This is a genomic window from Aeromonas sp. XH (genome assembly GCF_033348475.1).
Classification (GTDB): domain Bacteria; phylum Pseudomonadota; class Gammaproteobacteria; order Enterobacterales; family Aeromonadaceae; genus Aeromonas; species Aeromonas sanarellii.
Map to the genome: position 1 here is coordinate 1,673,051 of NZ_CP137630.1, position 23,927 is coordinate 1,696,977.

Consider the following 23,927-nt stretch of genomic DNA (forward strand, 5'->3'; position numbering starts at 1 on the left):
TCACGCCTTGATTCGTATAGAGCTACCGGTACTGGTGGAAAGACTCAATCCCATCTGCCGTCACATGCTGGAGGAGGCTGCGGCCCTCTGCGTCAATCACCAGGGAGCCGAGATCCGCATCGAGCACCTGCTGCTCAAGATGCTGGAGACCCCGCTGAGCGACGTGCGCCAGATCCTGAAGATGGCCGAGGTGGAGGTGGAAGAGCTCAAGACCCTGCTGCAACCGTCCGCTGCCGACGGCAGTTATGGCCAGGGTTACCCCTCCTTCTCGCCCATGCTGGTGGAGTGGCTGCAAGACAGCTGGCTGCTCGCCTCCGCCGAGCTGCAACATGCCCAGCTGCGCAGCGGCGTCATGCTGCTGGTGCTGCTGATGACCCCGCAGCGTTACCTGCCGGGTTCGGTGACTCGTTTGCTCGCCAAGGTCAATCGCGAGCTGCTGCGCCAGCAGTTCGACGAGTGGGTCAAGGAGTCTGCCGAGACGCAAGTGACCACAGCTCCCGGCGGCAAGACGGCCCAGGCAGCCCTGCCGGCCGATGCCAGCCTGCTGGCCCGCTTTACCGTCAATGTGACCGAGCAGGCCCGCCAGGGCAGCCTGGATCCCGTGCTCTGCCGGGATCACGAGATCGATCTGATGATCGACATCCTCTCCCGTCGTCGCAAGAACAACCCCATAGTGGTGGGGGAGGCCGGGGTCGGCAAGAGCGCCCTCATCGAGGGGCTGGCCCTGCGCATGGTGGCGGGTCAGGTGCCAGAGAAGCTGCGCGGGGTCGAGCTGATGACCCTGGATCTCGGTGCCATGCAGGCCGGCGCCTCGGTCAAGGGGGAGTTCGAGAAGCGCTTCAAGGGGGTGATGCAGGAGGTCAAGGACGCCGTGCAACCTGTCATCCTGTTCATCGACGAGGCGCACACCCTGATCGGGGCTGGCAACCAGGCCGGCGGACTGGATGTTTCCAACCTCATCAAGCCGGCGCTGGCCCGGGGCGAGCTGCGCACCATCGCCGCCACCACCTGGGGCGAGTACAAGAAATACGTGGAAAAAGACGCGGCCCTGTCGCGCCGCTTCCAGCTGGTGAAGGTCGGTGAGCCCGATGCCGACGAGGCTACCGTGATCCTGCGCGGCCTGCGCAGCATCTACGAGAAGGCCCACGGGGTGCTGATCGACGAGGAGGCGCTGCAGGCGGCCGCCCAGCTCTCCGCCCGCTATATCTCCGGCCGTCAGTTGCCGGACAAGGCGATCGACGTGCTCGATACCGCCTGTGCCCGGGTGGCCATCAACCTCACCACGCCGCCGCGCACGGTCAGCCACCTGCAAAACGCGCTGCGCCAGCGCGAGCTGGAGATCCGCCAGCTGGAGCGCCAGAGCCTGATAGGTCTTGGTGACAACGCAGAGCGCCTGGCCGAGTTGCAGGCGGCCCAGCAAGCTTGCCGCGAAGATCTGGCCGAGCAGGAGGCCCGGTGGCAGCAGCAGCAAGGGCTGGTACACCAGATTGTCGAGCTGCGCGCAGCCCTGCTGGCCGATCAGCAGGATGAGATGCTGGCCAGAGAGGCGCTGGATCTCGCCGATGCGCCGCTCGATCCGCAAGCCGCTGCCGAGCAGCTGGCCACCCTCGAGCGCGAGCTGGCCGAGCTACAGCAGGGTGAAGTGCTAGTCTCCGCCCACGTCGACAAGACCCAGATCGCCGCGGTGATCGCCGAGTGGACCGGGGTGCCCCTCAATCGCATCTCCCAGGGGGAGCTGGACGTGGTGACTCGTCTGCCGGAATACCTCGGCGAGCTCATCAAGGGGCAGGATGTGGCGGTGGCTCACCTGCACAAGCACCTGCTCACCGCTCGCGCCGATCTGCGTCGTCCCGGCCGGCCGCTCGGGGCCTTCCTGCTGGTGGGGCCGAGCGGGGTCGGCAAGACCGAGACCGTGCTGCAGATTGCCGAGCTGATGTTCGGTGGCCGCCAGTATCTGACCACCATCAACATGTCCGAGTATCAGGAGAAGCACACCGTCTCGCGCCTGATCGGCTCGCCGCCCGGCTATGTCGGCTTCGGCGAGGGTGGCGTGCTGACCGAGGCGATTCGGCAGAAGCCTTACTCCGTGGTGCTGCTGGACGAGGTGGAGAAGGCCCACCCGGACGTGCTCAACCTCTTCTATCAGGCGTTCGACAAGGGCGAGCTGGCGGACGGGGAAGGGCGCATCATCGACTGCAAGAACGTGGTCTTCTTCCTCACTTCCAACCTCGGTTTCCAGACCATCGTCGATCATGCCGAGCAGCCCGACGATCTGCTGGATGCCCTCTATCCGGAGCTCGCCGCCTTCTTCAAGCCGGCGTTGCTGGCGCGCATGGAGGTGATCCCCTATTTGCCGCTCGGTCACGATACCCTGGTACAGATCGTGGGCGGCAAGCTCAACCGGCTGGTCAAGCTGCTCAAGGAGCGCTTCGGCGCCGAGGTGGTGCTGGACGACGAGGTGGCAGAAGAGATCCTGCTGCGGGCCAATCGCAGCGAGAACGGCGCCCGCATGCTCGAATCCATCATCGACGGTGCCCTGCTGCCACCGGTCTCCCTGCAACTGCTGCAACGCCTCTCGGCCGGTGAACCCATCAAGCGCGTCCACTTTTCCGTGGCCGATCACCAGTTCGTGGCCGAGGTGGGGGCTTGAGTATGGAGCAAGCCCTCGCATTTGCCCTGGCCCTCACCGCCCAGCGCGATGAGCCGAACCTGTGCCACTGGTGGAGCTCGACCGTCCATGCCAGCTTCCAGCCCAGGGGGCTGCTGCTCGGCATGCTGGATGTGAGCGGCCGCCAGCTGGAGTGCCAAGGCTGGGTCAGGGGGAAAGACGTGGCGCTGTGGCTGGCGGTGGACGATTTTTCCCACCCCCTTGCCTATGTGCTGCACAAGGCCCAGTCCCGCACCTGGGACTCGCTCTACGGTGGTGCCCGCATCGAGCACGCCGGTTTTCGCGCACTGCTGGCCGACCTCGGCCAGCAGTGCGGGCTGCACGCGTTTCCGCTGCTGGATGGCAACGGCAAGCCGTTTGCCGTGCTGGCCCTGATGGATGAGGGGGAGGTGCTGCGGGCCTGGGCCGACGGCCCCGAGCTGGCCCAGCTCTCCCAGGTCTTTTGCAACCAGCTCACCCTCATTCGCGATCTCGGTCGCAGCCGGCGGGATCAGGGAGTGCTGCGCGACTCCCTACGTCAGATGAAGGGAGAGGGGGAGCGGCTGCGCCAGCACGAGAAGCTGCTCGGCGATCAGCTGGTCGGCCAGTCGGCGGTGATCCGCGGGCTGCGCGAGCAGATAAGCCAAGCCGGCCAGCACAAGCTGACCGTGCTGATCCAGGGGGAGACCGGCAGCGGCAAGGAGGTGGTGGCAAGGCTGGTGCACCAGTGCTCCGATCGCGCCAACAAGCCCTTTGTCGCCATCAACTGCGCCGCCATCCCGGAGAACCTCATCGAGAGCGAGCTGTTCGGTTATCAGAAGGGGGCCTTCTCCGGCGCCCTTGCCAACAAGACCGGGCTGGTGGCCCAGGCCAACGGCGGCACCCTGTTTCTGGACGAGGTGGGGGACATGCCCGCCGCCATGCAGGCCAAGCTGCTGCGGGTGCTGGAAACCCGCAGTTACCGGCCGCTCGGGGCCGAGCAGGAGTATCACTCCGATTTTCGCCTCATCGCCGCCACCCATCAGCCGCTGACCCGCCATGTGGAGGAGGGGCAGTTTCGGGCCGACCTCTATCACCGCCTCTGTCAGTGCCTGCTGCTGATCGCCCCCCTGCGCGAGCACATGGATGACGTGCCGCTGCTGTGCCAGCACTTCATGGCCCAGTTTGCCGCCCAGGATGGCAAGACGCTCGCCGGCTTGCAGCGCAAGTTCTTGAAACAGCTGCAGACCTATGACTTCCCCGGCAACGTGCGCGAGCTGCGCAACCTGCTGGAGGTGGCCTGCGCCCATACCCGTCACGGGGAGGAGGTGGGGTTGGAGGCGCTGCCGCCGGAGCTGCGCGAGCGGGTCTGCGTCGAGTTGCCCGGCGCCATGGACGACTACAACCATATCCGCGATCTGCGCCGGGCCATGCAGCAGTACGAGGCCTCGGTCATCGAGGCGCGGCTGCGCCACTTCCAGGGCAATCGGATGCTGGTGGCCGAGAGTCTCAACATCCCCAAGCGCACCCTGGATCACAAGTGCCAGAAACTGGAGGTGAACTGATGAGCATCCTCGGCTTGTTACCGCTGCTGCTGGCCACCAGTGCGGCCGAGGTCCCGCTGGACATGGCGCGCTGGCAGGCCTGCCGGCAGGAGCCCTCGCCGCTGGTGCGACTCGCCTGCTACGACGCCATCGGCAATGGCGCGGCCAGTACCACCGAGGGGGCTGCCCCCAAATCGGCGGCCTGGCAGGCCATCTGGGCCCAGGAGCAGGCCCGCACGCCAGCGAGCGCCCCCTTCCTGTTGCAAAGCGATGAGGCGCGCGGTAGTGAAACCCTGACCCGCCCGGCGCTGCGCGGGGCGACGCTCTCCATCGGCTGTGTCGACAGCATCACCCATATCCGGCTGCGGCTGGATCAGCCCTGGAGCGGCGAGAAGGTGCAGGTCGAGCTGGATGGTCAGCCGAGTGCCGGCTCCCAGAGCTGGTTTATTCGGGATCAGGGTCTGTTGCTGGAATATGGCCGCGGTCTGCCCGCCATCGAGGAGCTCAAACGCTGGTTGGGCCATCGGGAGCTGCAGGTGCGGGCCGACAACGGCGCCCTCTTGCGGGTCGATTTGAGCGGCCTGAAAGAGGCGCTGGCACCGCTGCGTCAGCAGTGCCGCTGGTAGGAGGGGCGATGAGCTATCAACACCCCTGGTGTGCACGCCTGCTCACCAGCCTGCCGGATGAACAGATAAGAGGTGCGGTGCTGGCTGACGAGCCGCGCTGGGACTACGTGGAGACCGAACTGGTCAAGCTGGGATCCCTCGCTCACAGCCAGGTCGATCTCAATGCGGTGGCCGAGGCGTGCCTCGGCTTGCTGGAGAGCCGCACCAAGGACATGCGGGTGCTGGCCCAGCTGCTGCGCTGCCTGCAGCACCCGGCCAAGGCGACTCCCCTGGGGGCGGCGATCAGTCTGCTGGAGGCCTGGATCCAGGCTTACTGGCTGCTGGCCTGGCCCGGCAATGCCAGCCAGAAGCAGCGACTGATGGTGCAAATCGTCAAGCGCTTCGAAGGGGCCTTGCCGCGCATTTGTGAGAGCGCTTCGGCGGCCGAGCTGGCCCAGTTGCTGGCTCAGGCCGAGCAACTGGAGCGTGTCTGGCTGGCGCAGTGTCCCGACAAGGGGGAGCTGCTCGACCCGTTGGTGATGGGGCTGAAGCGGGCCCAGCGCCAGCAGGTGGCACAGGCCGAGGCCAATGCCGCCGGGCACCCTCAGAGCAGTAGCTCCTCGGCAGCGAGTAGCCCGACAGCGGCTGGGCAGAGTGCCAGCGACGCCATGCTGCTCAGCGGTGGTGGCGGCAGTGCCGCCGTCGACATCGACAGTTCCAACGATCGCGCCTGGCGCCAGACCCAGCTCAAGGTGGCTGAGCTCCTCATCGAGCGTCAGCCTGATGCCGCGGTTGGCTATCGGCTGCGCCGTCACGCCGTCTGGTCCGGGATCACGACGGTCCCCATGAGTGGGCCGGGCAATAAAACCCCGTTGGCGCCCATGTCGGCGGACATGGTGGACGAGTACCGCGCCGCCATGAACGCCCCTGATCAGGGGCTCTGGCAGCGCATCGAACAGAGCCTGACCCTGGCACCTTACTGGTTCGAAGGGCACAGGCTCTCGGCCGAGGTGGCCCAGAAGCTCGGCTTTGGGGCGGTGGCCCAGGCGATCGCCGAGGAGCTCGGCACTTTTCTGCAGCGCCTGCCGGCCCTGCGGGAGCTTGCTTTTAGCGACGGCTCGCCGTTTCTCTCCCCCGAGAGCAGCCGCTGGCTGCAACCGGCCAAGGGCGGCGGTGCGGGCAGTGGCGAGGCGGGGCTGGCCGAGGAGGTCGCCCAGCGCCACGGCGAGCAGGGGGTCGCGGCGGCGCTCGCCCTGCTCGATGAGCGGATTGCGCAGTTGAAAGAGCCAAGAGATCGCTTCCACGCCTTGCTGGTGCAGGCGGAGCTGTTGGCGCAGGAAGGCATGGAGGCGCTTGCGCGCCAGCACTATCAACACTTGTGGCAAGAGGCCAGTCGCCTCGGGTTGTCGCACTGGGAGCCCGGGCTGGTCAACCGCCTGGAGAGCCTGGCGGCGCCGTTGTCGAAATGAATGCCGAAATGAGTCATTGAGTCGGAGTTGGATCACATTTTATGTTCAAAACCATTTTTACTTTTCTGCGGCAACAGCTGCCGAAATTGAAACCCTCCTGGCCCCTGCTCGGTGCTGTGCTCTGGGTACTGGCTCTCATCCTGGTGTGGTGGCTGGGCCCTCGTCTCGAGGTGCGTGGCGCCAAGCCGTTCGAGCCGCTGTGGGGGCGGGTGGTGTTCACCCTGCTCTGGCTCTGGTTGCTGCTGGGGGTGGCCTCCTGGCGGGTGTGGCGCAAGATGCAGCAGCTCAAGGCCGAGCGTCAGCACGAGGTGGTGCTGGAGCAGGACCCGGTCAAGGGGCTCATCGACAGGCAGGCGCTGTTCCTCGATCGCTGGCTGCAGGCGCTGAATACCCATCTGGGCAAGGGGGCGCTCTACGCCATGCCCTGGTATCTGGTGCTGGGTCTGCCCGGCAGCGGCAAGAGCAGCCTCATTCACCGCGCCAACCCGGCCAACAAGCTCAACCCGAGACTCGATACCGAACTGCGCGACGTGGCGCAGGATCAGCTGGTGGATTGCTGGCTGGGGGAACAGGCGGTGATGCTGGATCCCGCCGGGGTGCTGCTCTCCCAGAGCGAAGCCGAGCTGGATCCCCAGGCGCGCAAGCATGAGCGGCTCTGGCTGCACCTGCTCGGCTGGCTCAATGAACACCGTCGTCGTCAGCCCCTCAACGGCCTGGTGCTGACCGTGGATCTGGCCTGGCTCTCCCACGCCAGCGTGGCCGAGCGCAAGGCCTATGCCCAGCTGATGCGCTCGCGCCTGCAGGAGGTATCGGCCACCATGAATACCCGGTTGCCGCTCTATGTCACCTTCACCAAGCTCGATCTGCTGCGCGGCTTTGAGGTGATCTACCAGCAGCTCGACAAGGAGGCCCGAGAGGCCGTGCTGGGGGTGACCTTCAAGCCGGGCGCCGACTGGCAGCAGGATCTGGCCCTGTTCTGGGATCAGTGGGTGGACAACCTCAACCAGAATCTGCCCGAGCTGATGCTGAGCCGGCTCGATGCCGCCCAGCGCAACGCGCTGTTCTCGTTCGTGCGCCAGCTGGCGGGCCTCAAGGATTACGTGACCAGCCTGCTGGCCGAGACCCTGGCCATCGAGGAGAGCAAGCCACTGCTGGTGCGCGGGGTCTATGTCAGCTCCGTCTATCAGCAGGGGGTGCCGTTCGATGCGTTTGCCCAGGCGGCCTCCCGCCGCTACAACCTGCCAGAGCCCATCCACTCGGCCCTGCGCGGGGAGTCCAACACCTATTTCGTGCGCCAGCTCTTCTCCTCCATCATCTTCCCGGAGGCCCATCTGGCCGGCGAAAACCGGCTGCATACCCTCTATCGCCGGCGCCGCATGGCCATCGGCCTCAGCTGTCTGTCGCTCTTCTCGGCCGCCCTCATCGGTGGCTGGCACTACTTCTACCGGGTCAACGAGGAGGCGGGTCGCAACGTACTGACCAAGGCCCAGGCCTTCATGGAGACCAACGAGGTGGCCGATGCCCACGCCTTCGGGGTGAGCCAGCTGCCGCGCCTCAACCTCATTCGCGAGGCGACCCTCTCCTTTGGCAACTACCGCGAGCGGATGCCGCTGGTGGCGGATCTCGGTCTCTACCAGGGGGACGAGATCGGTCCCTATGTGGAAGGCTCCTACCTGCAACTGCTGAGCCTGCGCTTCCTGCCGGCCCAGATGCAGGGATTGCTGGCAGATCTCAACCAGGCGCCTGCGGGGAGCGAGGAGAAGCTCGCCATCCTGCGGGTGATGCGGATGCTGGACGATGCGTCGGGTCGCAACAAGGAGCTGGTGGCGCAGTACATGGCGAGCCGCTGGCAGAAGGCCTTCCCGGGGCAAGGCGCGGTGCAGGAGCAACTGATGGGACACCTGGACTATGCCCTCGATCATACCGACTGGCACGGTGCTCGGGCTGCCCGGGATCAGGCCGCCATCACCGCCTTTGTGCCGTTCAAGGAGCCGGTCTACGGTGCCCAGCGCGAGCTCGGCAAGCTGCCCATGTATCAGCGGGTCTACCAGAACCTGGTGGTGAAGGCGGGTGATGTATTGCCGCCGGATCTCAACGTGCGTGACGAGGTGGGCCCCACCTTCGACACCGTGTTTGTCCTGCGCAGCGACAACGCCGGCCAGGTACCGCGGCTGCTCACCTGGCCCGGTTTCAACGACTTCTTCCTCAAGCAGGACAAGGCCCTCATCGATCTCACCGCGATGGATGCCTGGGTGCTGGGCCAGCGCAAGCTGAGCCAGTTGAGCGAGGCGGATCGCAAGGAGATCACCCGTCAGGTCAATGACCGTTACGTCACCGATTACGTCAATCAGTGGCAAAAACTGCTGACCAATCTGGACGTACAGACCCTGGAGAGCCCGGAGCAGGCGCTGGACGTGCTCGCTGCCATCACCGGCAACGATCAACCGTTCCAGCGAGTGCTGGCCGCGCTGGATGACAACACCCGCATTCGCAAGATCTCCGATGTGGAAGGGGACCCTGCCCAGGCCATCAGCGCCCGCATCGGTCGTCCCTTTATGGCGACCAACGCGGCGCTCAGCGGCCGCGGCGAGCAGGGGCCGCTCATCTCCGAGGTCAACCAGAAGCTGGTGGAGCTGCAGCACTACCTGGAGCTCATCGTCAACGCCACCGAGCCGGGCCAGTCTGCCTTGAAAGCGGTGCAGCTGCGCATGACCAACAAGTACGCCGATCCGGTGTTCGCCCTGCAGCAATATGCCCGCAGCCTGCCGGCTCCGCTCGATCGCTGGGTGGGTCAGCTCTCCGAGCAGAGCTCGCGGCTGGTGATCGACCTGGCCATGTCCTCCCTCAACCAGGAGTGGCAGGACAAGGTGCTGGCCCCCTTCAACAGCCAGCTGGCCGGCCGTTATCCGTTTGATCCAAGCTCGAACAAGGACGTGCCCCTCTCCGAGATGGAGCGCTTCTTCGCACCCAATGGGACGCTGGACAGCTTCTATCAGGTCAACCTCAAACCCATGGTGGAGAGCGGCCTGATGGAAGGGGAGTTCAGCTCGCCCATCCAGGCCGAGCTGGTCAAGCAGCTGGACCGTGCGGCCCGTATCCGCCAGATCTTCTTCAGTCAGCAGGGCAACCTGGAGGTGCAGTTCGCCCTCGAGCCCATCGAGCTGACCGCCAACAAGCGGCGCAGCGTGCTGAACCTGGATGGCCAGCTGCTGGAATACGCCCACGGCCGCCGCACCAAGATCCCGTTGGTGTGGCCCAACACCATGCGCGACGGGGCCGAGAGCAAGATCACCCTGGTGCCGGCCGCCCGCGAGCGCTCACCGCGCAGCGAAGGCTTCGTCGGCCCCTGGGCCATGTTCCGCCTGATGGACAAGGGGGAGCTGACCCAGGTCAATGACGCCACCTTCGATGTGCGCTTCCCGGTGGATCAGGGGGCCATGACCTATCGCGTCTACACCGACAGTGCGCAAAACCCCTTCACCGGCGGCCTGTTCAGTCAGTTCAGACTGCCCGAATCCCTCTATTGATCGCGTCGGGGGCACGCTGTGCCCCCTTCCTGCGTTGGAAGTCCATATGTCACAGAATCAACAAGGTCAGCAGGCCCTGAAAGTGGGGCGCGACCCCAGGATGTTGCCGGAGTACGAGGCGCTGCGGGCCGAGATCAACAAGCTCAGCCACGCTTCGCGTCCCGAGGTGGACTGGCTGCGGATCCATCAGCTCGCCAGCCTTATCTTCGAAAAACACGGGGTGGATTTGCAGACCGCCATCTACTTCACCCTGGCCCGTTCGCGCCTGCAGGGGCTCAGCGGTTTTACCGAAGGGTGCGAGTTTCTCGCCAACCTCATCGTCACCCAGTGGGAGAGCTTCTGGCCGCCGGTCCATCAGGAGCGGGCCCGTATCGAGATGCTCGACTGGTTCATCGCCCGCATCAGCGACGTCATTCGCCAGTACCAGATCAGCCACGAGGACAAGCGGCTGATCTATCGCTGCGAGCGGGCGCTGCAGCTCATCAGCGAGAAGCTGCACAACGCGGATCTGAGCCGCATTCCCCGGGTCGAGAATCTGGTGCACTTCATCGAGGGGTATACCCACCTGTTCGATGAGACCGAGATCGTCATCGTCTCCGACGAGCCTGGCCTCAAGGAGGATCTGCAGATCCCGCCCATGGTGTTCTTCAAGTCCGACATGGAGAGTGAGCACGGCGGCACGGTTTCGGCATCGACCCCGCACCTGCCCCAGGGCAGCATTCTGGTGGGGCGCGAGAAGGGGCAGGTCAAGCCCACCGTGCTCAAGATAGAGCAGCACCGCCGGCAGCGTCCGGCCTGGTTCTGGTTTGGCTGCGGCCTGCTGAGCTGCGCCCTGCCGGTGATGGGCTGGCTCGGTTGGCAGCAACATCAGCAAGAGAAAACCGTGGCGGCCCAGCGTCTGGTGCAGCCGGCCGCCGAGCTGCCCCGAGCCCTCAGCTATGACGACATTCGCCAGGCGCGCATCGTGCTGGGGGAGCAGACCCTGCAGAACATGGAGAGCGATCTGGTGGCCCGCTACCAGAACCAGTTGACCCGGCTCGAGCAGACGTCGCCGCTCTACTGGTATCGCTACGGCGAGGGGCTGCGCAACTCGCTCTTGATGCTCTATCCCGACTCGCTGGCGGTCAAGGCGCTGGACAAGCAGTGGCAGGCGCAGCTTGGCGGCCAGCAGGGGGATGTCATCAACGTACCCACCTACCTGGATGCCCGCGCCGGGGTGGATGCCCTGCTCGATCAGCTGCTGGAGCTGGAGCGCCAGCGCAAGACGGTGACCATCTCCTACCTCAAATCCCAGCTCTACGAAGTGCAGAAGAATCTGATGCAGAACATCCCGTTCAGTCTGCGCCTGGATGAACTGGAGGCGAGAAAAGCCTCCCAGGAGCCCATCACGGCTGCCGAGCTCAAAAGCCTGGAAAATGATCTGAAAGCGCTCAACATCCGCCTCTATCAGCTGCAGCAGGGCGTTCCTGGCAGCTGAAAATGCTGCCCTGAGCAAAAAATTGCGCAAGGTGTGGTGGGTTTGACTGGCAAGGCAAGGTTTGCCGGGAAACTAGCCCTGTCTTGCGCAATGGATTGCAGCAGATTTGTCAGCTGCAGCGAGCTTGAATCGTAATTTACTGATTTTTAATGTGATTGTGGGCGGCTTTGCCATGGCATGGAGGCTGCTGGGTCGCCGCTTCAACTGTCTCTGCACCAGCTGCGCTTGCACCATGGTTGCCCCACGGAGAATCCAGATGTGTCCTTCTATTGCATTGCTCGGTGACATCGGCACCGACCACGATGGTTTCCACCCATCCCCCGTGATTGCCGCCAGCCCGGATGTGTTCCTCGATGGCAAACCGGTGGCCCGCCAGGGTGATCCGCTGGCCCCCCACGACAAACCCAACAATCCACCCCATCCGCGCAGCATCTCGGGCGGCGTCGGCTCTGTGCTGGTCAACGGCAAGCCCATCGCCGTGACCGGTACCGCCGTCGGCTGCGGCGGCGTGGTGATTGGTTCAGGCAGCGGACAGGCAGGTTAAGGAGCGCTCCATGGCAGACAGCACAGGATTACAATTCACCGTCAAGGTGGGGGCCCTGCCCGAGAGTACCTTCGTGGTGGCCGAGTTTGCGCTGGAGGAAGCACTCAACCGGCCGTTCAACCTGCGCCTGGAGCTGGCGAGTGCCCAGCCCGACATCGACTTTGGCGCCGTGCTGGACCAGCCGTGCGAGCTGCTGGTGTGGTACAACAGCGAGCTACAGCGCCGGGTGTGCGGGGTGGTCAGTGACTTCGCGCAGGGTGACAGCGGCTTTCGCCGCACCCGCTATCAGCTCATGGTACAGCCGGCGCTGTGGCGACTCTCTTTGCGCCAGAACTCCCGCATCTTCCAGGCGCAAAAGCCCGATGAAATCCTCTCTATCCTGTTGCAAGAGCACGGCATCACCGATTACGCGTTTGCCCTGAAAAACGAGCACGCCAAGCGGGAATACTGCGTTCAGTACCGGGAAACTGACCTCGATTTCGTGAACCGCCTCGCCGCCGAAGAGGGGATGTTCTACTTCCATGAGTTTGAAGCGGGCAAGCATCGCATCGTGTTTGCCGATGACGCGGCCGCCCTGACCGCCGGCCCCGAGCTCTTCTTCAACCTCGGCAACCGTTCGCTGGAACAGGGGCCTTATGTCCGTCAGTTCCACTACCGGGAGGCGGTGCGCCCGAGCGATGTGGAGCTCAAAGACTACAGCTTCAAGACCCCGGCCTATGGCCTCTCCCACAAGAAGGTGGGGGCGGAGCTTTCTCACCAGCGGGGCACCTACCAGCACTTCGATTTCCCGGGCCGCTACAAGCAGGACGGCAGCGGCAAGGCCTTTACCCAGCACCGGCTGGATGCCCTGCGCAACGACGCGGTGGCCGGCAGTGGCAAGTCCAACAGTGCGGCCCTGCAGCCAGGACAAACTTTTTCGCTGACCGAACACCCCAACGGTAGCCTCAATACCGACTGGCAAATCGTGCGCATCCAGCATACCGGCTTGCAGCCGCAGGCGCTGGAAGAGGAGGGGGGCAGCGGCCCGACCGTCTATCACAACGCATTCGGCGTGGTGAAGGCTAGCACCACTTGGCGGGCCCGCATCGGCAGCCCGGAAGCCCCTCACAAGCCCATGGTCGATGGCCCGCAAATCGCCATGGTGGTGGGTCCCGACGGGGAGGAGATTTACTGCGACGAGCACGGCCGGGTGAAGCTGCAATTCCCGTGGGACAGGTATGGCAGCTCCAACGACCAGAGCTCTTGCTGGGTGCGAGTCTCCCAGGGCTGGGCCGGCGGTCAATACGGCATGATGGCGATACCCCGTATCGGCCACGAGGTCATCGTGAGTTTCCTGGAGGGGGACCCGGACCAACCCATCGTGACCGGTCGCACCTACCACACCACCAACCGGCCGCCCTACGAGCTGCCGGCCAACAAGACCCGCACCGTGCTGCGCACCGAAACCCACCAGGGTGAAGGCTTCAACGAGCTGCGCTTTGAAGACCAGGCGGGCAAGGAAGAGATTTACATCCACGGTCAGAAAGACCTGAACGTGCTTATCGAAAACGATGCCGCCTGGCATATCAAGCACGACGAGCATCGGGATATCGACAATGAGCGGGTGACTCGCATCAAGGCCAACGACCACCTGACGGTGGAGGGTGAGAAGCGCGACCAGATAAAAGCCGACTACTCGCTGACGGTGGATGCCAGCCTGCACCAGAAATTGGGGCAGTCCCTGCTGGTGGAAGCCGGTCAGGAAGTGCATATCAAGGTGGGCGACAAGCTGGTGTTGGAGGCGGGTTCTGAAATAACCCTCAAGGGAGGCGGCAGCTTTGTGAAAGTGGATCCTGGCGGCATCAAGCTGGTCGGCCCCGCCATCAAGCTCAATGCCGGTGGCAGCGCAGGTTCTGGCTCTGGCTGGGGTGGCAAGGCCCCCGTGGTGCCCAAGGGGGTAGAAGTGGTCAAGGCTCCCGAACTGGTTGAACTGGTCAAGGCCATCCCCACCGAGAAGGCGATGGAGGCGCTCTTGAAAGAAGAGAAGCCTGGCGCGTTTTACCTCTTTTCTGAATAAGGAAACAGCATGAAGTTTGCATTTCCCATCCTCACTGCCACAGGGGAAGAGTTCAAGGACGTCAAGGCACTGACGGCGCTGATCAATGGCGAGCAATCGGGTCACTATCTTCTTGGAAATCACAACAAATGGCATGGCGGCATTCATATCAGCGACAAGAGTGCCCCTTGGTGCAAGGATAAGTACCCTGTCAGAGCCATGGCCGATGGCAAGGTGGTGGCCTTCCGGATGATGAAGGATTACCTGACCTCTGAATTTCAGGGGGAGTCCTTGCGTTATTCCAACTGCTTCTGCCTGGTACAGCATGAATATTGTGAAGTGAATGCAGAGACCAAGGCGAAAAATGAGTTCACCTTCTACTCGCTCTATATGCATCTGCTGCCTTGGGGTCAGTACCAAAGTACCGAGAAGCTGGTACTGAAGAAGGGGTGGAATGCACGCAATTCCGTTCCCCACGCCAATCCCGATGCTGAGCAGCAGCGTGTTGATGCCGCCTTGCCGCGTTTCACCCTGCCCAAGGATACCGAGCTGGAAATGGACAGCAGTACGCCTCCTCAGAAGGGGAACGTCGGGGGCAAGGAGTATGATTTCATCAAGGTGATCATCAAGAGTCAGCTGTCCAATACCCAGATGAAAGAGGCCGAGAAGGCCGGTGTTGTGGTCAGTCAAGGGAGTTCGGTCTGGATCGCCAATAGCCCGGATGCGGTGACCTTTATCAAGCCCAATGTGCCTACCTGGCTATTCGATCAGATAGAGGCGGAACTGCTGACTAATATGGTTGGCCGTGCGGATCCTGGAGTTGATGGACCTACAGGTCGTCTGATGGCGGGAGACAGAAGTGTATCTCTGCCTGCGGGCACCAAGTTGCAGTATGATGCGCACCAATTGGAATTCCATTGGATTGGTGACAAGGCGCGCAAGATGGCCAGATGCAACTATGTGATGCCGACTGTGGAGGGGGCGCCCGGTAGCTGTGGCATGGCCTGGGTGTGCGTTGAGGATGAATTTATCAAGGTGAATGCGCGTACGCCCTCTCATCTCGGCGAGCTCTATGTGTTGCCATCACCAGTTGCCATCGCGGCGGGAGAGACCATAGGGTACCTCGGCCTGGTGGAAACGCCGGGCTCCCTCATCGGGGGCAAGAAGAGCAAGCATCAAGTCCATCTTGAAGTCTTCACCCAGGATCCCAGACTGGATGATGTATTGGCCAACAAGGCGGGGACTAAAGGCGGTGCTATTTATGCCAAGGTGCCGGCCGATCTCGTCTTGCATGAGAAGAAAAAGCAGGATGGTAAAGATCTCTGGGTTGCGACGGGTGACAAGAGTCTGGAGACGCTGGTTGAATCACCCAAGCTGGAAAAAGACGCTGCCAAGCAGGAGTGGGTCAGCGTCTCGTCAGGAAAATATATCAAGAAAGAGCAAGTGGAGCTGTTGAGCCAACATGACTGGCTGAAGATAGGTTTTAAGACGGTCGATGGCTCTGGCTCCGATGGCTATCTGGACCCCGATGCGCCGCCCACCTTCTTTACCGAGTTGGTAAAAAGTTTCGATACCGACAAGAGCGGCGAACTTAGCAGTGAAGAGATCCAGGCTGCCCTGCAAAATAGTGGTAATGCCGATCAACTTCATAAGCTAATCGTCAAGCATCCCAGCGAGTGGTATGAAAAATCCTCGGCCAGTAGTTATCTGTGGCTGGACAAGCTGATGGCTAAAATTGGCCTACCCGATTTTGACAAGCTGGTAGATCACGAAAAACAGCGTATCGATAAGCTAGAGTGGATGCAGAGTGCAGCCAAGTTAAAATTTAATGGAGAAGTTTCACATCTTTATCCGTTATCCATAATAATAAAGCCTATGTTTTCGGAGTATACAATTACTACTGAGTTAATCGAGCTATTACTTGGTCACAAAAAGGACTGGTTTACTGGCGAAAGGGGCGGCAAGGCTTTTGCAAGCAAGTTTAAAAAAGACTATCCTAATGTATACAAATACGACAAGACTGATTTTGTTGCACTTCTTAATGAAATGCTATTTAAATATGAAATTAATGGTCCTTATCATAAGGCCCATTTCCTATCACAATGCTTGCATGAGTCAGCTCATCTAGATACTACATTGGAATTTGGTTCTGGAGTTAATTATGATCCTGGCCGACATGCAGACGCTGAGAAAAATGGAAACACAAAGATAGGTGATGGTCCAACCTATAGAGGGCGAGGTCTGATTCAATTGACTTGGAAAAATAATTATAAACGCTTCTCTAAATATTCTGGTGTGGATTGTGTCAATGACTCTTCATTGGTGGCTGCTAGTATGGCGAATGCAATAGAAGCATCATGCTGGTATTGGCGTTTTAATGGTGCTGTTCATAAGAAATTTGACGCAAAGGGTGATATAAATATCTTGATTGACAATGACAGAGATAATGTAAAATTAATTACTTTGGCTGTGAATGGTGGTGATAATGGATTATTGGACAGAATGAAATATTTTAATCTTATAAAGAAAGAATGGGGGCTAAATTAATGGCGGCTAGAAAGGTTGCATTGTTATTGTACTCATTTTTTATTAGCGTAAGCTTTCCTGTTTACGCAGAGGATTGCAATGCACAATCATGCAAGGGCCTTATTACTCCACCTTTAGTAAAAAAGCTTTTGAATGATGGATATGAAAAGATTGAAATAAAGAAGATACTTGATTTAGAGTATTTGTTTGTGACAACCTCACACGAGGTAAATCAGTGCTCTATTATATTTAAAATCGTACATGGAAAGGTAGAGGATACTCCATCTGCGGGCATGGATGGGAAATTGTGCAATATATCATTTCATGATAAATATGTAGTGAGCTCTTGGCGAGATAAGGGTGAGTGGAATGATGATGTTTATGAAGTAATTCAAGATAAATGGACGTTACTTTTTAGGGATACATGTGTCGGATGTCAACAAGTAAAGAGAATTTATGCGAATAATGGGAAAAACAACCGCACTATTCTTCTTAGTGATGGTAGCGACTTTTTATCTCGAGAACCATTAAAAGGGATTATTGAAGAATCAAAAGTTCATCTTTATAGTGGACCTAAGGAGAGCGAAGCTCTTAAAGCATATTTAATTAGAGGCGATGAGTTCATTCTTTCTGACATGTCTGATGATGGAGGGTTTTACAAAGTAATATACAAAACCCCATCAGGGGGGAAAAGTTATTGGATAAAGTCTGATAGCTTTTCACTGAAATAGGTGTCATTATTTTTAATAGGCTTAATAATGGATGTCGGATGGTGGTGAGTTATTTTCAGAGCTATGACTCATTGCATTCATGCACTATCGGTATAGTTATTATTTAGCACCGGCTTCAGCCGGTGTTTTCTTGTGTCATCATCAGAAAATGTGATCGCCGCTTTTCCGAATAGTTGATTTGAGGGTGTGTTTCTGGCGGGGGAGGCCAGTCTGGTCTGTACAACGAGAGCGGGTTCAGTACGAGATGGCAAGCGTTCCTGCTGGTGATTCAGCCACTTTCTGTAGCCCTTGAGTTGGCTATTAAAGTACTTCGCTTGATTAATTTATTGCTGGCCTGGCAAGGGATGGAGGGCGGAATGATGGTGCTATGTGTGCTGCAACGCCCATTTGCAAAGATGAATTGCAGGGTTAACAGGGTCAGAAAATAAATTCTGTGACAACGCTTTCATTTTCTTTAATGGATGGCCGGAATGGATCGGTAATTTATATGATTTTAATTGCATTGGCTCTTGAAATGCCTCTTTATGGGTATTTTTTGTCGTAATTATGAAACAATAAGTGCATGTTATATATAGCTTTTTATTTTCACTTCACTGGATCTGGAGCGCATTAAAGTGTGGTGACTTGATAAAGATCAACATACAGAACAAGGGGGAGGAATAGCATTTCCGCAATTAAGCATTTGTCAAACAATGCTCACTGACGGGAATAAGAAGAATGGTCGAGGATAATTTTTTATCGGCTCATGGAATTAATCGCCGTGACTTTATGAAATTGTGCGCCGGGATGGCCGCAACCCTTGGATTAAGCCAAAACGCCGTCGCCAAGATGGCTACCGCGCTCACCAGCCCCGAGCGGCCACCGGTGATCTGGATTGGGGCGCAGGAGTGCACCGGTTGTACCGAATCGCTGCTGCGCGCCACTCACCCCACCATAGAGAACCTGATCCTCAACACCATTTCGCTGGAGTACCACGAGGTGCTCTCGGCGGCCTTCGGCCATCAGGCCGAAGAGAACAAGCACAACGCCATGGAACGCTACAAGGGCAGGTATGTGCTGGTGGTGGATGGCTCTATCCCGCTTAAGGATGGCGGCATCTACTGCATGGTGGCTGGCGAGCCCATCGTCGACCATATTCGCCGCGCCGCCAGTGACGCGGCAGCCGTCATCGCCATCGGCTCCTGCGCCGCCTGGGGCGGTGTGCCCGCCAGCGGCGGCAACCCGACCGGCGCCGTCAGCCTGGAGGAGGCTCTCGGCAACCTCGGCACGCCGATTATCAATATCCCGGGTTGCCCGCCCAACCCCCACAACTTCCTCACCACGGTCGCCTACTACATCACCTACGGCAAGCTGCCGGCGCTGGATGGCAAGAAGCGGCCACTGTTTGCCTATGAGCGGCTCATCCACGAGAACTGCGAGCGCCGTCCGCACTTCGACGCCGGCCGGTTCGCCAAGGAGTTCGGCGACGAAGGTCACCGTCAGGGCTGGTGTCTCTACCACCTGGGCTGCAAGGGGCCTGAGACCTACGGCAACTGCTCGACCCTGGAGTTCTGCGACGTGGGCGGCGGCATCTGGCCGGTGGGCATCGGTCACCCCTGCTATGGCTGTAACGAGCAGGGGGTGGGGTTCAGCAAGGGGATCTTCCAGCTCGCCAAGGTGGAGAATCCGACCCCCAGGGTGGAGAAACCCGACGTGGCCATTCAGGAGGGAGGTTATATCTCGCCCACTGCCACCGGCCTTATCGGGGGCGCGCTCGGGGTGTTGGTGGGGGTGAGTCTGATGACGGTGCGCGAGCTCGGTCGCCAGCAGAAGCGCCATGAAGCCGGGCAGCACCCATCACGGGAGGAGTGACCGTGAACAGACGCAACTTCCTCAAATTCGCCTCCGTCGGTGCGCTGGCGGCGGGCGCCACTGTGCCGGGCACCGCCATGGCCGGGGCCCAGAACAAGCCGCCCATCTCCGGCGCGCTCGGCATGCTCTACGACTCTACCCTCTGCGTCGGCTGCCAGGCCTGCGTGGCTGAGTGTCAGCGCCTCAACGGCAACCCGGGCAATCCGGCTGACACCACCTGGTCTGGCAACGACAAGCTGAGCCCCTACACCAACAACATCATCCAGGTGTGGAAGAGCGGCACCGGCGAGCACAAGGATCAGCTGGTGGATGGCTACGCCTACATCAAGAAGCAGTGCATGCACTGCGTCGATCCCAACTGCGTCTCCGTCTGCCCGGTGCAGGCGCTGACCAAGGATCCCAAGACCGGCATAGTCCACTACGACCCGAGCGTCTGCACCGGCTGCCGCTACTGCATGGTGGGCTGCCCGTTCGACGTGCCCAAATACGACTACGACAACCCGTTCGGGGCCATTCACAAGTGTGAGCTCTGCAACCAGAAGGGGCTTGAGCGGATCAGCCAGGGCAAGCTGCCCGGTTGTGTCGAGGTGTGTCCCACCGGGGCCGTCATCTTCGGCACCCGCGAGGAGCTGATGGCCGAGGCCAAGCGCCGCCTGCTGGCGACCCCGGGCAGCGAGTATGCCTACCCGCGCCAGACCCTCTCCGCCAACGACCCTTACCTGCATCAGGTGCCGAGCTACCAGCCCTACGTCTATGGCGAAAAGGAGGGGGGCGGCACCCAGGTGCTGGTGCTGGCCGGGGTGCCCTACGGCAAGCTCGACATGCCCGATTTGCCCGAGCTCTCCTCCGGGGCCCGCTCCGAGCATATCCAGCACACCCTCTACAAGGGGATGGTGCTGCCCATGGTGGTGCTGACCGGCCTCTCTGTGCTCATTCGCCGCAACAGCAAGAAGAACGGCCACGATCACCACGATCACCAGGGTGACGAGGGCCATGGGCCGGACAGCCGCCCGGATCAGAGCACGGCAAAAGGAGGCAAGGATCATGAGTAACCACAAGGCACATCCGCTGGGGGGCAGGCTGGTCAGTTGGCCCGTGCTGGTGCTGGCCCCCTTCGCGGTGCTGTGCGCCATGCTTATCCTCAAGCGCTTGGTGTTCGGACTGGGCTCGGTCACCGATCTCAACGGCGGCTATCCCTGGGGGCTCTGGATCTCCTTTGACCTGTTGATCGGCACCGGCTTCGCCTGCGGCGGCTGGGCGCTGGCCTGGGCGGTCTACGTCTTCAACCGGGGCGAGTATCACCCCCTGGTGCGGCCGGCCCTGCTGGCGAGCCTGTTCGGCTATTCCCTGGGCGGCCTCTCCATCACCATAGACGTCGGCCGTTACTGGAATCTGCCCTACTTCTATCTGCCCGGTCACTTCAACACCTCTTCGGTGCTGTTCGAGACGGCGGTCTGCATGACCATCTACATCGGGGTGATGGCGCTGGAGTTCGCCCCCGTGCTGCTGGAGAAGTTCGGCTGGAAGAGCTCCATGGCCCGGCTCAACAAGATCATGTTCTTCATCCTGGCGCTCGGGGCCCTGCTGCCCACCATGCACCAGTCCTCGATGGGGTCCCTGATGATAGTGGCGGGGGAGAAGATCCATCCGCTCTGGCAAAGCTACGAGCTGCTGCCGGTCTTCTCCTTGCTGACCGCCTTCATCATGGGCTTCTCCATCGTCGTGTTCGAAGGCTCCCTGGTGCAGGCGGGGCTCGCGGGGCGCGGCCCCAACGAGAAGTCGCTCTTCTACAAGCTGACCCAGGTGATCGACATCTTCCTGATCCTGTTCGTGGCGCTGCGCTTTGCCGAGATCGTCATCAACGACAAGTCGGAGTACCTCTCCGAGTGGAACCGCTACGCCTTGATGTTCTGGAGCGAGATCGCGCTGATGATCTTCCCGCTGCTGGTGTTCCACTGGGACAAGAGCCGCCGCGATTCGCGCATGCTCTTCCTGGGGGCCCTCAGCATGCTGCTGGGCGCCGCCCTCTGGCGACTGGACTACTCCCTGCTCGCCTTCAACCCCGGCAATGGCTACCACTACTTCCCCTCCGCGACGGAAGTGCTGATCTCCCTGGGCTTCGTCGCCATCGAGGTCTGTGCCTATTTGCTGCTGATCCGGCTGCTGCCGGTACTGCCATCACTTGAACGTGTTCACCAAGATTATCAGGCCCGAGGGAAAGCCAACGTATGAGCCAACGTATCACCATAGACCCCATCACCCGCATCGAGGGGCACCTGCGTATCGACTGTGAAATCGAAGGCGGCGTCGTCACCAAGGCCTGGTCGTCCGGCACCATGTGGCGCGGGATGGAGGAGATCGTCAAGGGCAACGACCCGCGCGATGCCTGGATGATAGTGCAGCGCATCTGCGGGGTGTGCACCTCCATTCACGCCATCGCCTCGGTGCGGGCGGTGGAGAACGCCATCGGCGCCAAGGTGCCGGTCAACGCCCAGTACATCCGCAACCTCATCATCGCGGCCCACAACATCCACGATCACATAGTCCACTTCTATCAGCTCTCCGCGCTGGATTGGGTGGATATCACCGCCGCGCTGCAGGCCAGTCCGCAAAAAGCGGCGGACCTGCTCAAGGGGGTATCGACCTGGTCCCTCAACAGCGCCGACGAGCTCACCAAGGTGCAGGAGAAGATCCGCGCCCTGGTGGCGAGCGGCCAGCTCGGCATCTTCGCCAACGGCTACTGGGGCCACAAGGCGATGAAGCTGAGCCCGGAGGTGAACCTCATCGCCGTGGCCCACTACCTGCAGGCACTGGAGTGCCAGCGCGATGCCAACCGTATCGTCGCCATCCTCGGCGGCAAGACTCCCCACATCCAGAACCTGGCGGTGGGCGGGGTGGCCAACCCCATCAACCTGGATGCGCCGAGCGTGCTCAACCTGGAGCGACTGCTCTACGTGAAGAGCTTTATCGATCGGCTCGGCGAGTTTATCGAGCAAGTCTACAAGGTGGATGCCGCCATCATAGCCGCGCACTACCCCGAGTGGCTGAACCTGGGGCAGGGGGCCAAGCACTACCTGAGCGTGCCGGAGCTGCCCACCGACGGTGACGGCGGCAGCTTCCTGATGCCGGGCGGCTACATCGAGAATGGCGATCTGGCCGGCTATCGTCCCATCGAGAGCCATCAGGATGCCTGGCTGATGGATGGCATCGCCGAGAGCAACAAGCACGCCTGGTACAAGGATGACTCACCCCTCAAGCCCTGGGAGGGCAAGACCGAGCCCAACTACACCGGCTGGCAGGATGATGGCAAGTACTCCTGGGTCAAATCTCCCACCTTCTACGGCAAGGTGGTGGAGGTGGGGCCGCTTGCAGACTTGCTGGTGAAACTCGCCGCCAAGCACCCGGAGACGGTGGCGCACTTCGATCAGCTGAACGGTCTCTACAAGACGCTCACCGGCTCTGCCATCAAGACTGAACAGCTGCACTCCACCCTGGGCCGCATCATCGGCCGGGCGGTGCGCTGCTGTGTGCTCAAAGATACTCTGGCGCACCAGTGGAAGGCGCTGGTGGACAACATCGGCAAGGGGGATGTCAGCGCCTACATCAAGACCGAGATCCCGGCGGACAAGGAGTTTCGCGGGGTGGGCTTTGAAGAGGCGCCGCGCGGCATGCTCTCCCACTGGGTAGTCATCAAGGGCGGCAAGATAGAGAACTATCAGGCGGTGGTACCGTCGACTTGGAACTCGGGCCCGCGCAACTTCAACGACGAGCCCGGCCCCTACGAGCAATCTCTGGTGGGCACCCCGGTGGCCGACCCCGCCAAGCCGCTGGAGGTGGTGCGCACCATCCACTCGTTCGACCCTTGCATGTCCTGCGCGGTGCACGTGGTGGATACCCAGAGCGGCGACGTGACTCAGGTGAAGGTGCTGTGATGAACACCCTGATCCTGGGCGTGGGCAACCTGCTGTTGAGCGATGAGGCGGTGGGGGTACGGATCGTCGAGGGGCTGGAGCGCGACTACCGCTTCGCCCCCGGCATCGAGCTGCTCGATGGCGGCACCGCCGGCATGGAGCTGCTCGAAGCCATGGCCAGTCGCGACCACATCATACTGGCGGACGCGGTGCGCAGCGGCAATCCGCCGGGTACAGTGGTGACCCTGAAGGATGAGGAGATCCCGACCCTGTTCGGTCGCAAGATCTCCCCCCATCAGTTGGGGCTGGCGGACGTGCTCTCGGCGCTGCACATGACGGGGGAATCCCCCAAACGGCTCACCCTGATCGGGGTCGAGCCCGAGTCCCTCGAGCCCCGCATCGGCCTTACTTCCGTGGTGGCGGCGGCGCTGGGGGAGGCGACGGATCGGATCCTGACCCTGCTGGCCAGCCTGGGGGTACCGGCCATCCCGCTCTCTGAGCAGGAGAAGGCCGAGCGAGCGCGGGAGGGCGTATGGCGCAATCCATTGTGAATGAGACAGTGAACGAAGCCGCGCAAGAGCCGGCGCAGGAGTTTAGCGGTTTTGCCGCGAACCCTGCCCCGCGCTTGGTGGCCCAGTACGAGCGGATCGCGCAGCAAGAGATGCAGGCCCTGCCGTTCTATCACCCGGCCATGCCCATCGTGGCCGAGTGCACCCTGTTTGAAGGGCAGTGGCTCGGCTGCGTGCTCACCCCCTGGATGCTCTGCGTGGTGGTGTTGCCGGGGCCGGATCAGCTCTGGCCGGTACGCGGCAGCAGCGATCGGCTCGCCCTGCAACTCCCCTGCGGCAACCTGACCTTTATGGTGGGTGCACTGCCCGAGACGGGGCAGTTGCTGGCCTGCTCGCTCATGTCCCCCATCGACCCGCATCTTGGGGCCGACGAGGGGCGTGCGCTGGTGAGCAGCACCCTCAAGATGCTGCTTTCGCTTCCGGTGCAGCAGGGGGAGGGCGGCGTGAACTTGAGCCGGCGCCGCCTGTTCAGCGGCCGGCGCACCGACCCTGTGGGCGACACCCAGCGCTAG

The 23,927-nt window shown here is 61.2% G+C and carries 16 protein-coding genes; all 16 read left to right on the top strand.

Annotated features, from left to right (window positions below; translation table 11 throughout):
* Nucleotides 1-7: 7 nt before the first annotated feature.
* The 16 genes from tssH (at nucleotide 8) to hybE (ending at nucleotide 23,927) form a co-directional block, all read left to right on the top strand.
* Complete coding sequence (tssH, locus tag R2B70_RS07920; protein WP_318163066.1) at nucleotides 8-2,650, top strand: type VI secretion system ATPase TssH; 2,643 nt, start codon at nucleotides 8-10, stop codon at nucleotides 2,648-2,650.
* A gap of 2 nt (nucleotides 2,651-2,652) precedes the next feature.
* A complete protein-coding gene (gene vasH / locus R2B70_RS07925) occupies nucleotides 2,653-4,191 on the top strand; it encodes a sigma-54-dependent transcriptional regulator VasH (protein ID WP_318163067.1) in 1,539 nt (512 codons plus the stop codon).
* A complete protein-coding gene (gene vasI, locus R2B70_RS07930) occupies nucleotides 4,191-4,796 on the top strand; it encodes a type VI secretion system-associated protein VasI (RefSeq protein WP_318163068.1) in 606 nt (201 codons plus the stop codon). The genes vasH and vasI overlap by 1 nt, the downstream gene beginning before the upstream one ends.
* Before the next feature lie 8 nt (nucleotides 4,797-4,804).
* Entirely contained in the window at nucleotides 4,805-6,244 is a 1,440-nt protein-coding gene (tssA, locus tag R2B70_RS07935) for a type VI secretion system protein TssA (RefSeq protein WP_318163069.1), read from the top strand.
* Nucleotides 6,245-6,285: 41 nt separating this feature from the next.
* Nucleotides 6,286-9,771 carry a type VI secretion system membrane subunit TssM gene (gene tssM, locus R2B70_RS07940; RefSeq protein WP_318163070.1) on the top strand — a complete coding sequence of 1,162 codons (3,486 nt, stop codon included), beginning with the start codon at nucleotides 6,286-6,288 and terminating at the stop codon, nucleotides 9,769-9,771.
* A gap of 46 nt (nucleotides 9,772-9,817) precedes the next feature.
* Entirely contained in the window at nucleotides 9,818-11,248 is a 1,431-nt protein-coding gene (locus R2B70_RS07945; RefSeq protein WP_318163071.1) for a VasL domain-containing protein, read from the top strand.
* A gap of 256 nt (nucleotides 11,249-11,504) precedes the next feature.
* Complete coding sequence (locus tag R2B70_RS07950) at nucleotides 11,505-11,792, top strand: type VI secretion system PAAR protein (RefSeq protein WP_017411057.1); 288 nt, start codon at nucleotides 11,505-11,507, stop codon at nucleotides 11,790-11,792.
* A 10-nt stretch (nucleotides 11,793-11,802) separates the two neighbouring features.
* A complete protein-coding gene (tssI, locus tag R2B70_RS07955; RefSeq protein ID WP_318163072.1) occupies nucleotides 11,803-13,848 on the top strand; it encodes a type VI secretion system tip protein TssI/VgrG in 2,046 nt (681 codons plus the stop codon).
* A 9-nt stretch (nucleotides 13,849-13,857) separates the two neighbouring features.
* On the top strand, nucleotides 13,858-16,374 hold the full coding sequence (locus tag R2B70_RS07960) for a glycoside hydrolase family 19 protein (protein WP_318163073.1): 2,517 nt from the start codon (nucleotides 13,858-13,860) through the stop codon (nucleotides 16,372-16,374).
* Nucleotides 16,359-17,084 (top strand): hypothetical protein, encoded by a 726-nt coding sequence (locus tag R2B70_RS07965; RefSeq protein WP_318163074.1) that lies wholly within the window; start codon nucleotides 16,359-16,361, stop codon nucleotides 17,082-17,084. Before R2B70_RS07960 ends, R2B70_RS07965 begins: the two co-directional genes overlap by 16 nt.
* Before the next feature lie 717 nt (nucleotides 17,085-17,801).
* The gene (gene hybO / locus R2B70_RS07970) at nucleotides 17,802-18,935 is read left to right on the top strand and encodes a hydrogenase 2 small subunit (RefSeq protein WP_318163075.1); all 1,134 of its coding nucleotides are present in this window, start codon (nucleotides 17,802-17,804) and stop codon (nucleotides 18,933-18,935) included.
* Between the two features lie 2 nt (nucleotides 18,936-18,937).
* Entirely contained in the window at nucleotides 18,938-19,987 is a 1,050-nt protein-coding gene (gene hybA / locus R2B70_RS07975) for a hydrogenase 2 operon protein HybA (RefSeq protein ID WP_318163076.1), read from the top strand.
* A complete protein-coding gene (gene hybB / locus R2B70_RS07980) occupies nucleotides 19,980-21,167 on the top strand; it encodes a Ni/Fe-hydrogenase cytochrome b subunit (RefSeq protein WP_318163077.1) in 1,188 nt (395 codons plus the stop codon). The genes hybA and hybB overlap by 8 nt, the downstream gene beginning before the upstream one ends.
* Complete coding sequence (hybC, locus tag R2B70_RS07985) at nucleotides 21,164-22,867, top strand: hydrogenase 2 large subunit (RefSeq protein WP_318163078.1); 1,704 nt, start codon at nucleotides 21,164-21,166, stop codon at nucleotides 22,865-22,867. Before hybB ends, hybC begins: the two co-directional genes overlap by 4 nt.
* Nucleotides 22,867-23,397, top strand: a complete 531-nt coding sequence (locus R2B70_RS07990; protein ID WP_318163079.1) for a HyaD/HybD family hydrogenase maturation endopeptidase — start codon at nucleotides 22,867-22,869, stop codon at nucleotides 23,395-23,397. The genes hybC and R2B70_RS07990 overlap by 1 nt, the downstream gene beginning before the upstream one ends.
* A complete protein-coding gene (gene hybE / locus R2B70_RS07995; protein WP_318163080.1) occupies nucleotides 23,379-23,927 on the top strand; it encodes a hydrogenase-2 assembly chaperone in 549 nt (182 codons plus the stop codon). The genes R2B70_RS07990 and hybE overlap by 19 nt, the downstream gene beginning before the upstream one ends.

Excerpts from the sequence above, each read along its gene's own strand:
- R2B70_RS07965 (WP_318163074.1), top strand. The coding sequence starts at position 16,359 with ATGGGGGCTAAATTAATGGCGGCTAGAAAGGTTGCATTGTTATTGTAC.
- R2B70_RS07990 (WP_318163079.1), top strand. The coding sequence starts at position 22,867 with ATGAACACCCTGATCCTGGGCGTGGGCAACCTGCTGTTGAGCGATGAG.
- vasI (WP_318163068.1), top strand. The coding sequence starts at position 4,191 with ATGAGCATCCTCGGCTTGTTACCGCTGCTGCTGGCCACCAGTGCGGCC.
- tssM (WP_318163070.1), top strand. The coding sequence starts at position 6,286 with ATGTTCAAAACCATTTTTACTTTTCTGCGGCAACAGCTGCCGAAATTG.
- R2B70_RS07950 (WP_017411057.1), top strand. The coding sequence starts at position 11,505 with ATGTGTCCTTCTATTGCATTGCTCGGTGACATCGGCACCGACCACGAT.
- tssI (WP_318163072.1), top strand. The coding sequence starts at position 11,803 with ATGGCAGACAGCACAGGATTACAATTCACCGTCAAGGTGGGGGCCCTG.
- hybC (WP_318163078.1), top strand. The coding sequence starts at position 21,164 with ATGAGCCAACGTATCACCATAGACCCCATCACCCGCATCGAGGGGCAC.
- hybO (WP_318163075.1), top strand. The coding sequence starts at position 17,802 with ATGGTCGAGGATAATTTTTTATCGGCTCATGGAATTAATCGCCGTGAC.
- hybE (WP_318163080.1), top strand. The coding sequence starts at position 23,379 with ATGGCGCAATCCATTGTGAATGAGACAGTGAACGAAGCCGCGCAAGAG.
- vasH (WP_318163067.1), top strand. The coding sequence starts at position 2,653 with ATGGAGCAAGCCCTCGCATTTGCCCTGGCCCTCACCGCCCAGCGCGAT.
- R2B70_RS07945 (WP_318163071.1), top strand. The coding sequence starts at position 9,818 with ATGTCACAGAATCAACAAGGTCAGCAGGCCCTGAAAGTGGGGCGCGAC.
- hybB (WP_318163077.1), top strand. The coding sequence starts at position 19,980 with ATGAGTAACCACAAGGCACATCCGCTGGGGGGCAGGCTGGTCAGTTGG.
- tssA (WP_318163069.1), top strand. The coding sequence starts at position 4,805 with ATGAGCTATCAACACCCCTGGTGTGCACGCCTGCTCACCAGCCTGCCG.
- R2B70_RS07960 (WP_318163073.1), top strand. The coding sequence starts at position 13,858 with ATGAAGTTTGCATTTCCCATCCTCACTGCCACAGGGGAAGAGTTCAAG.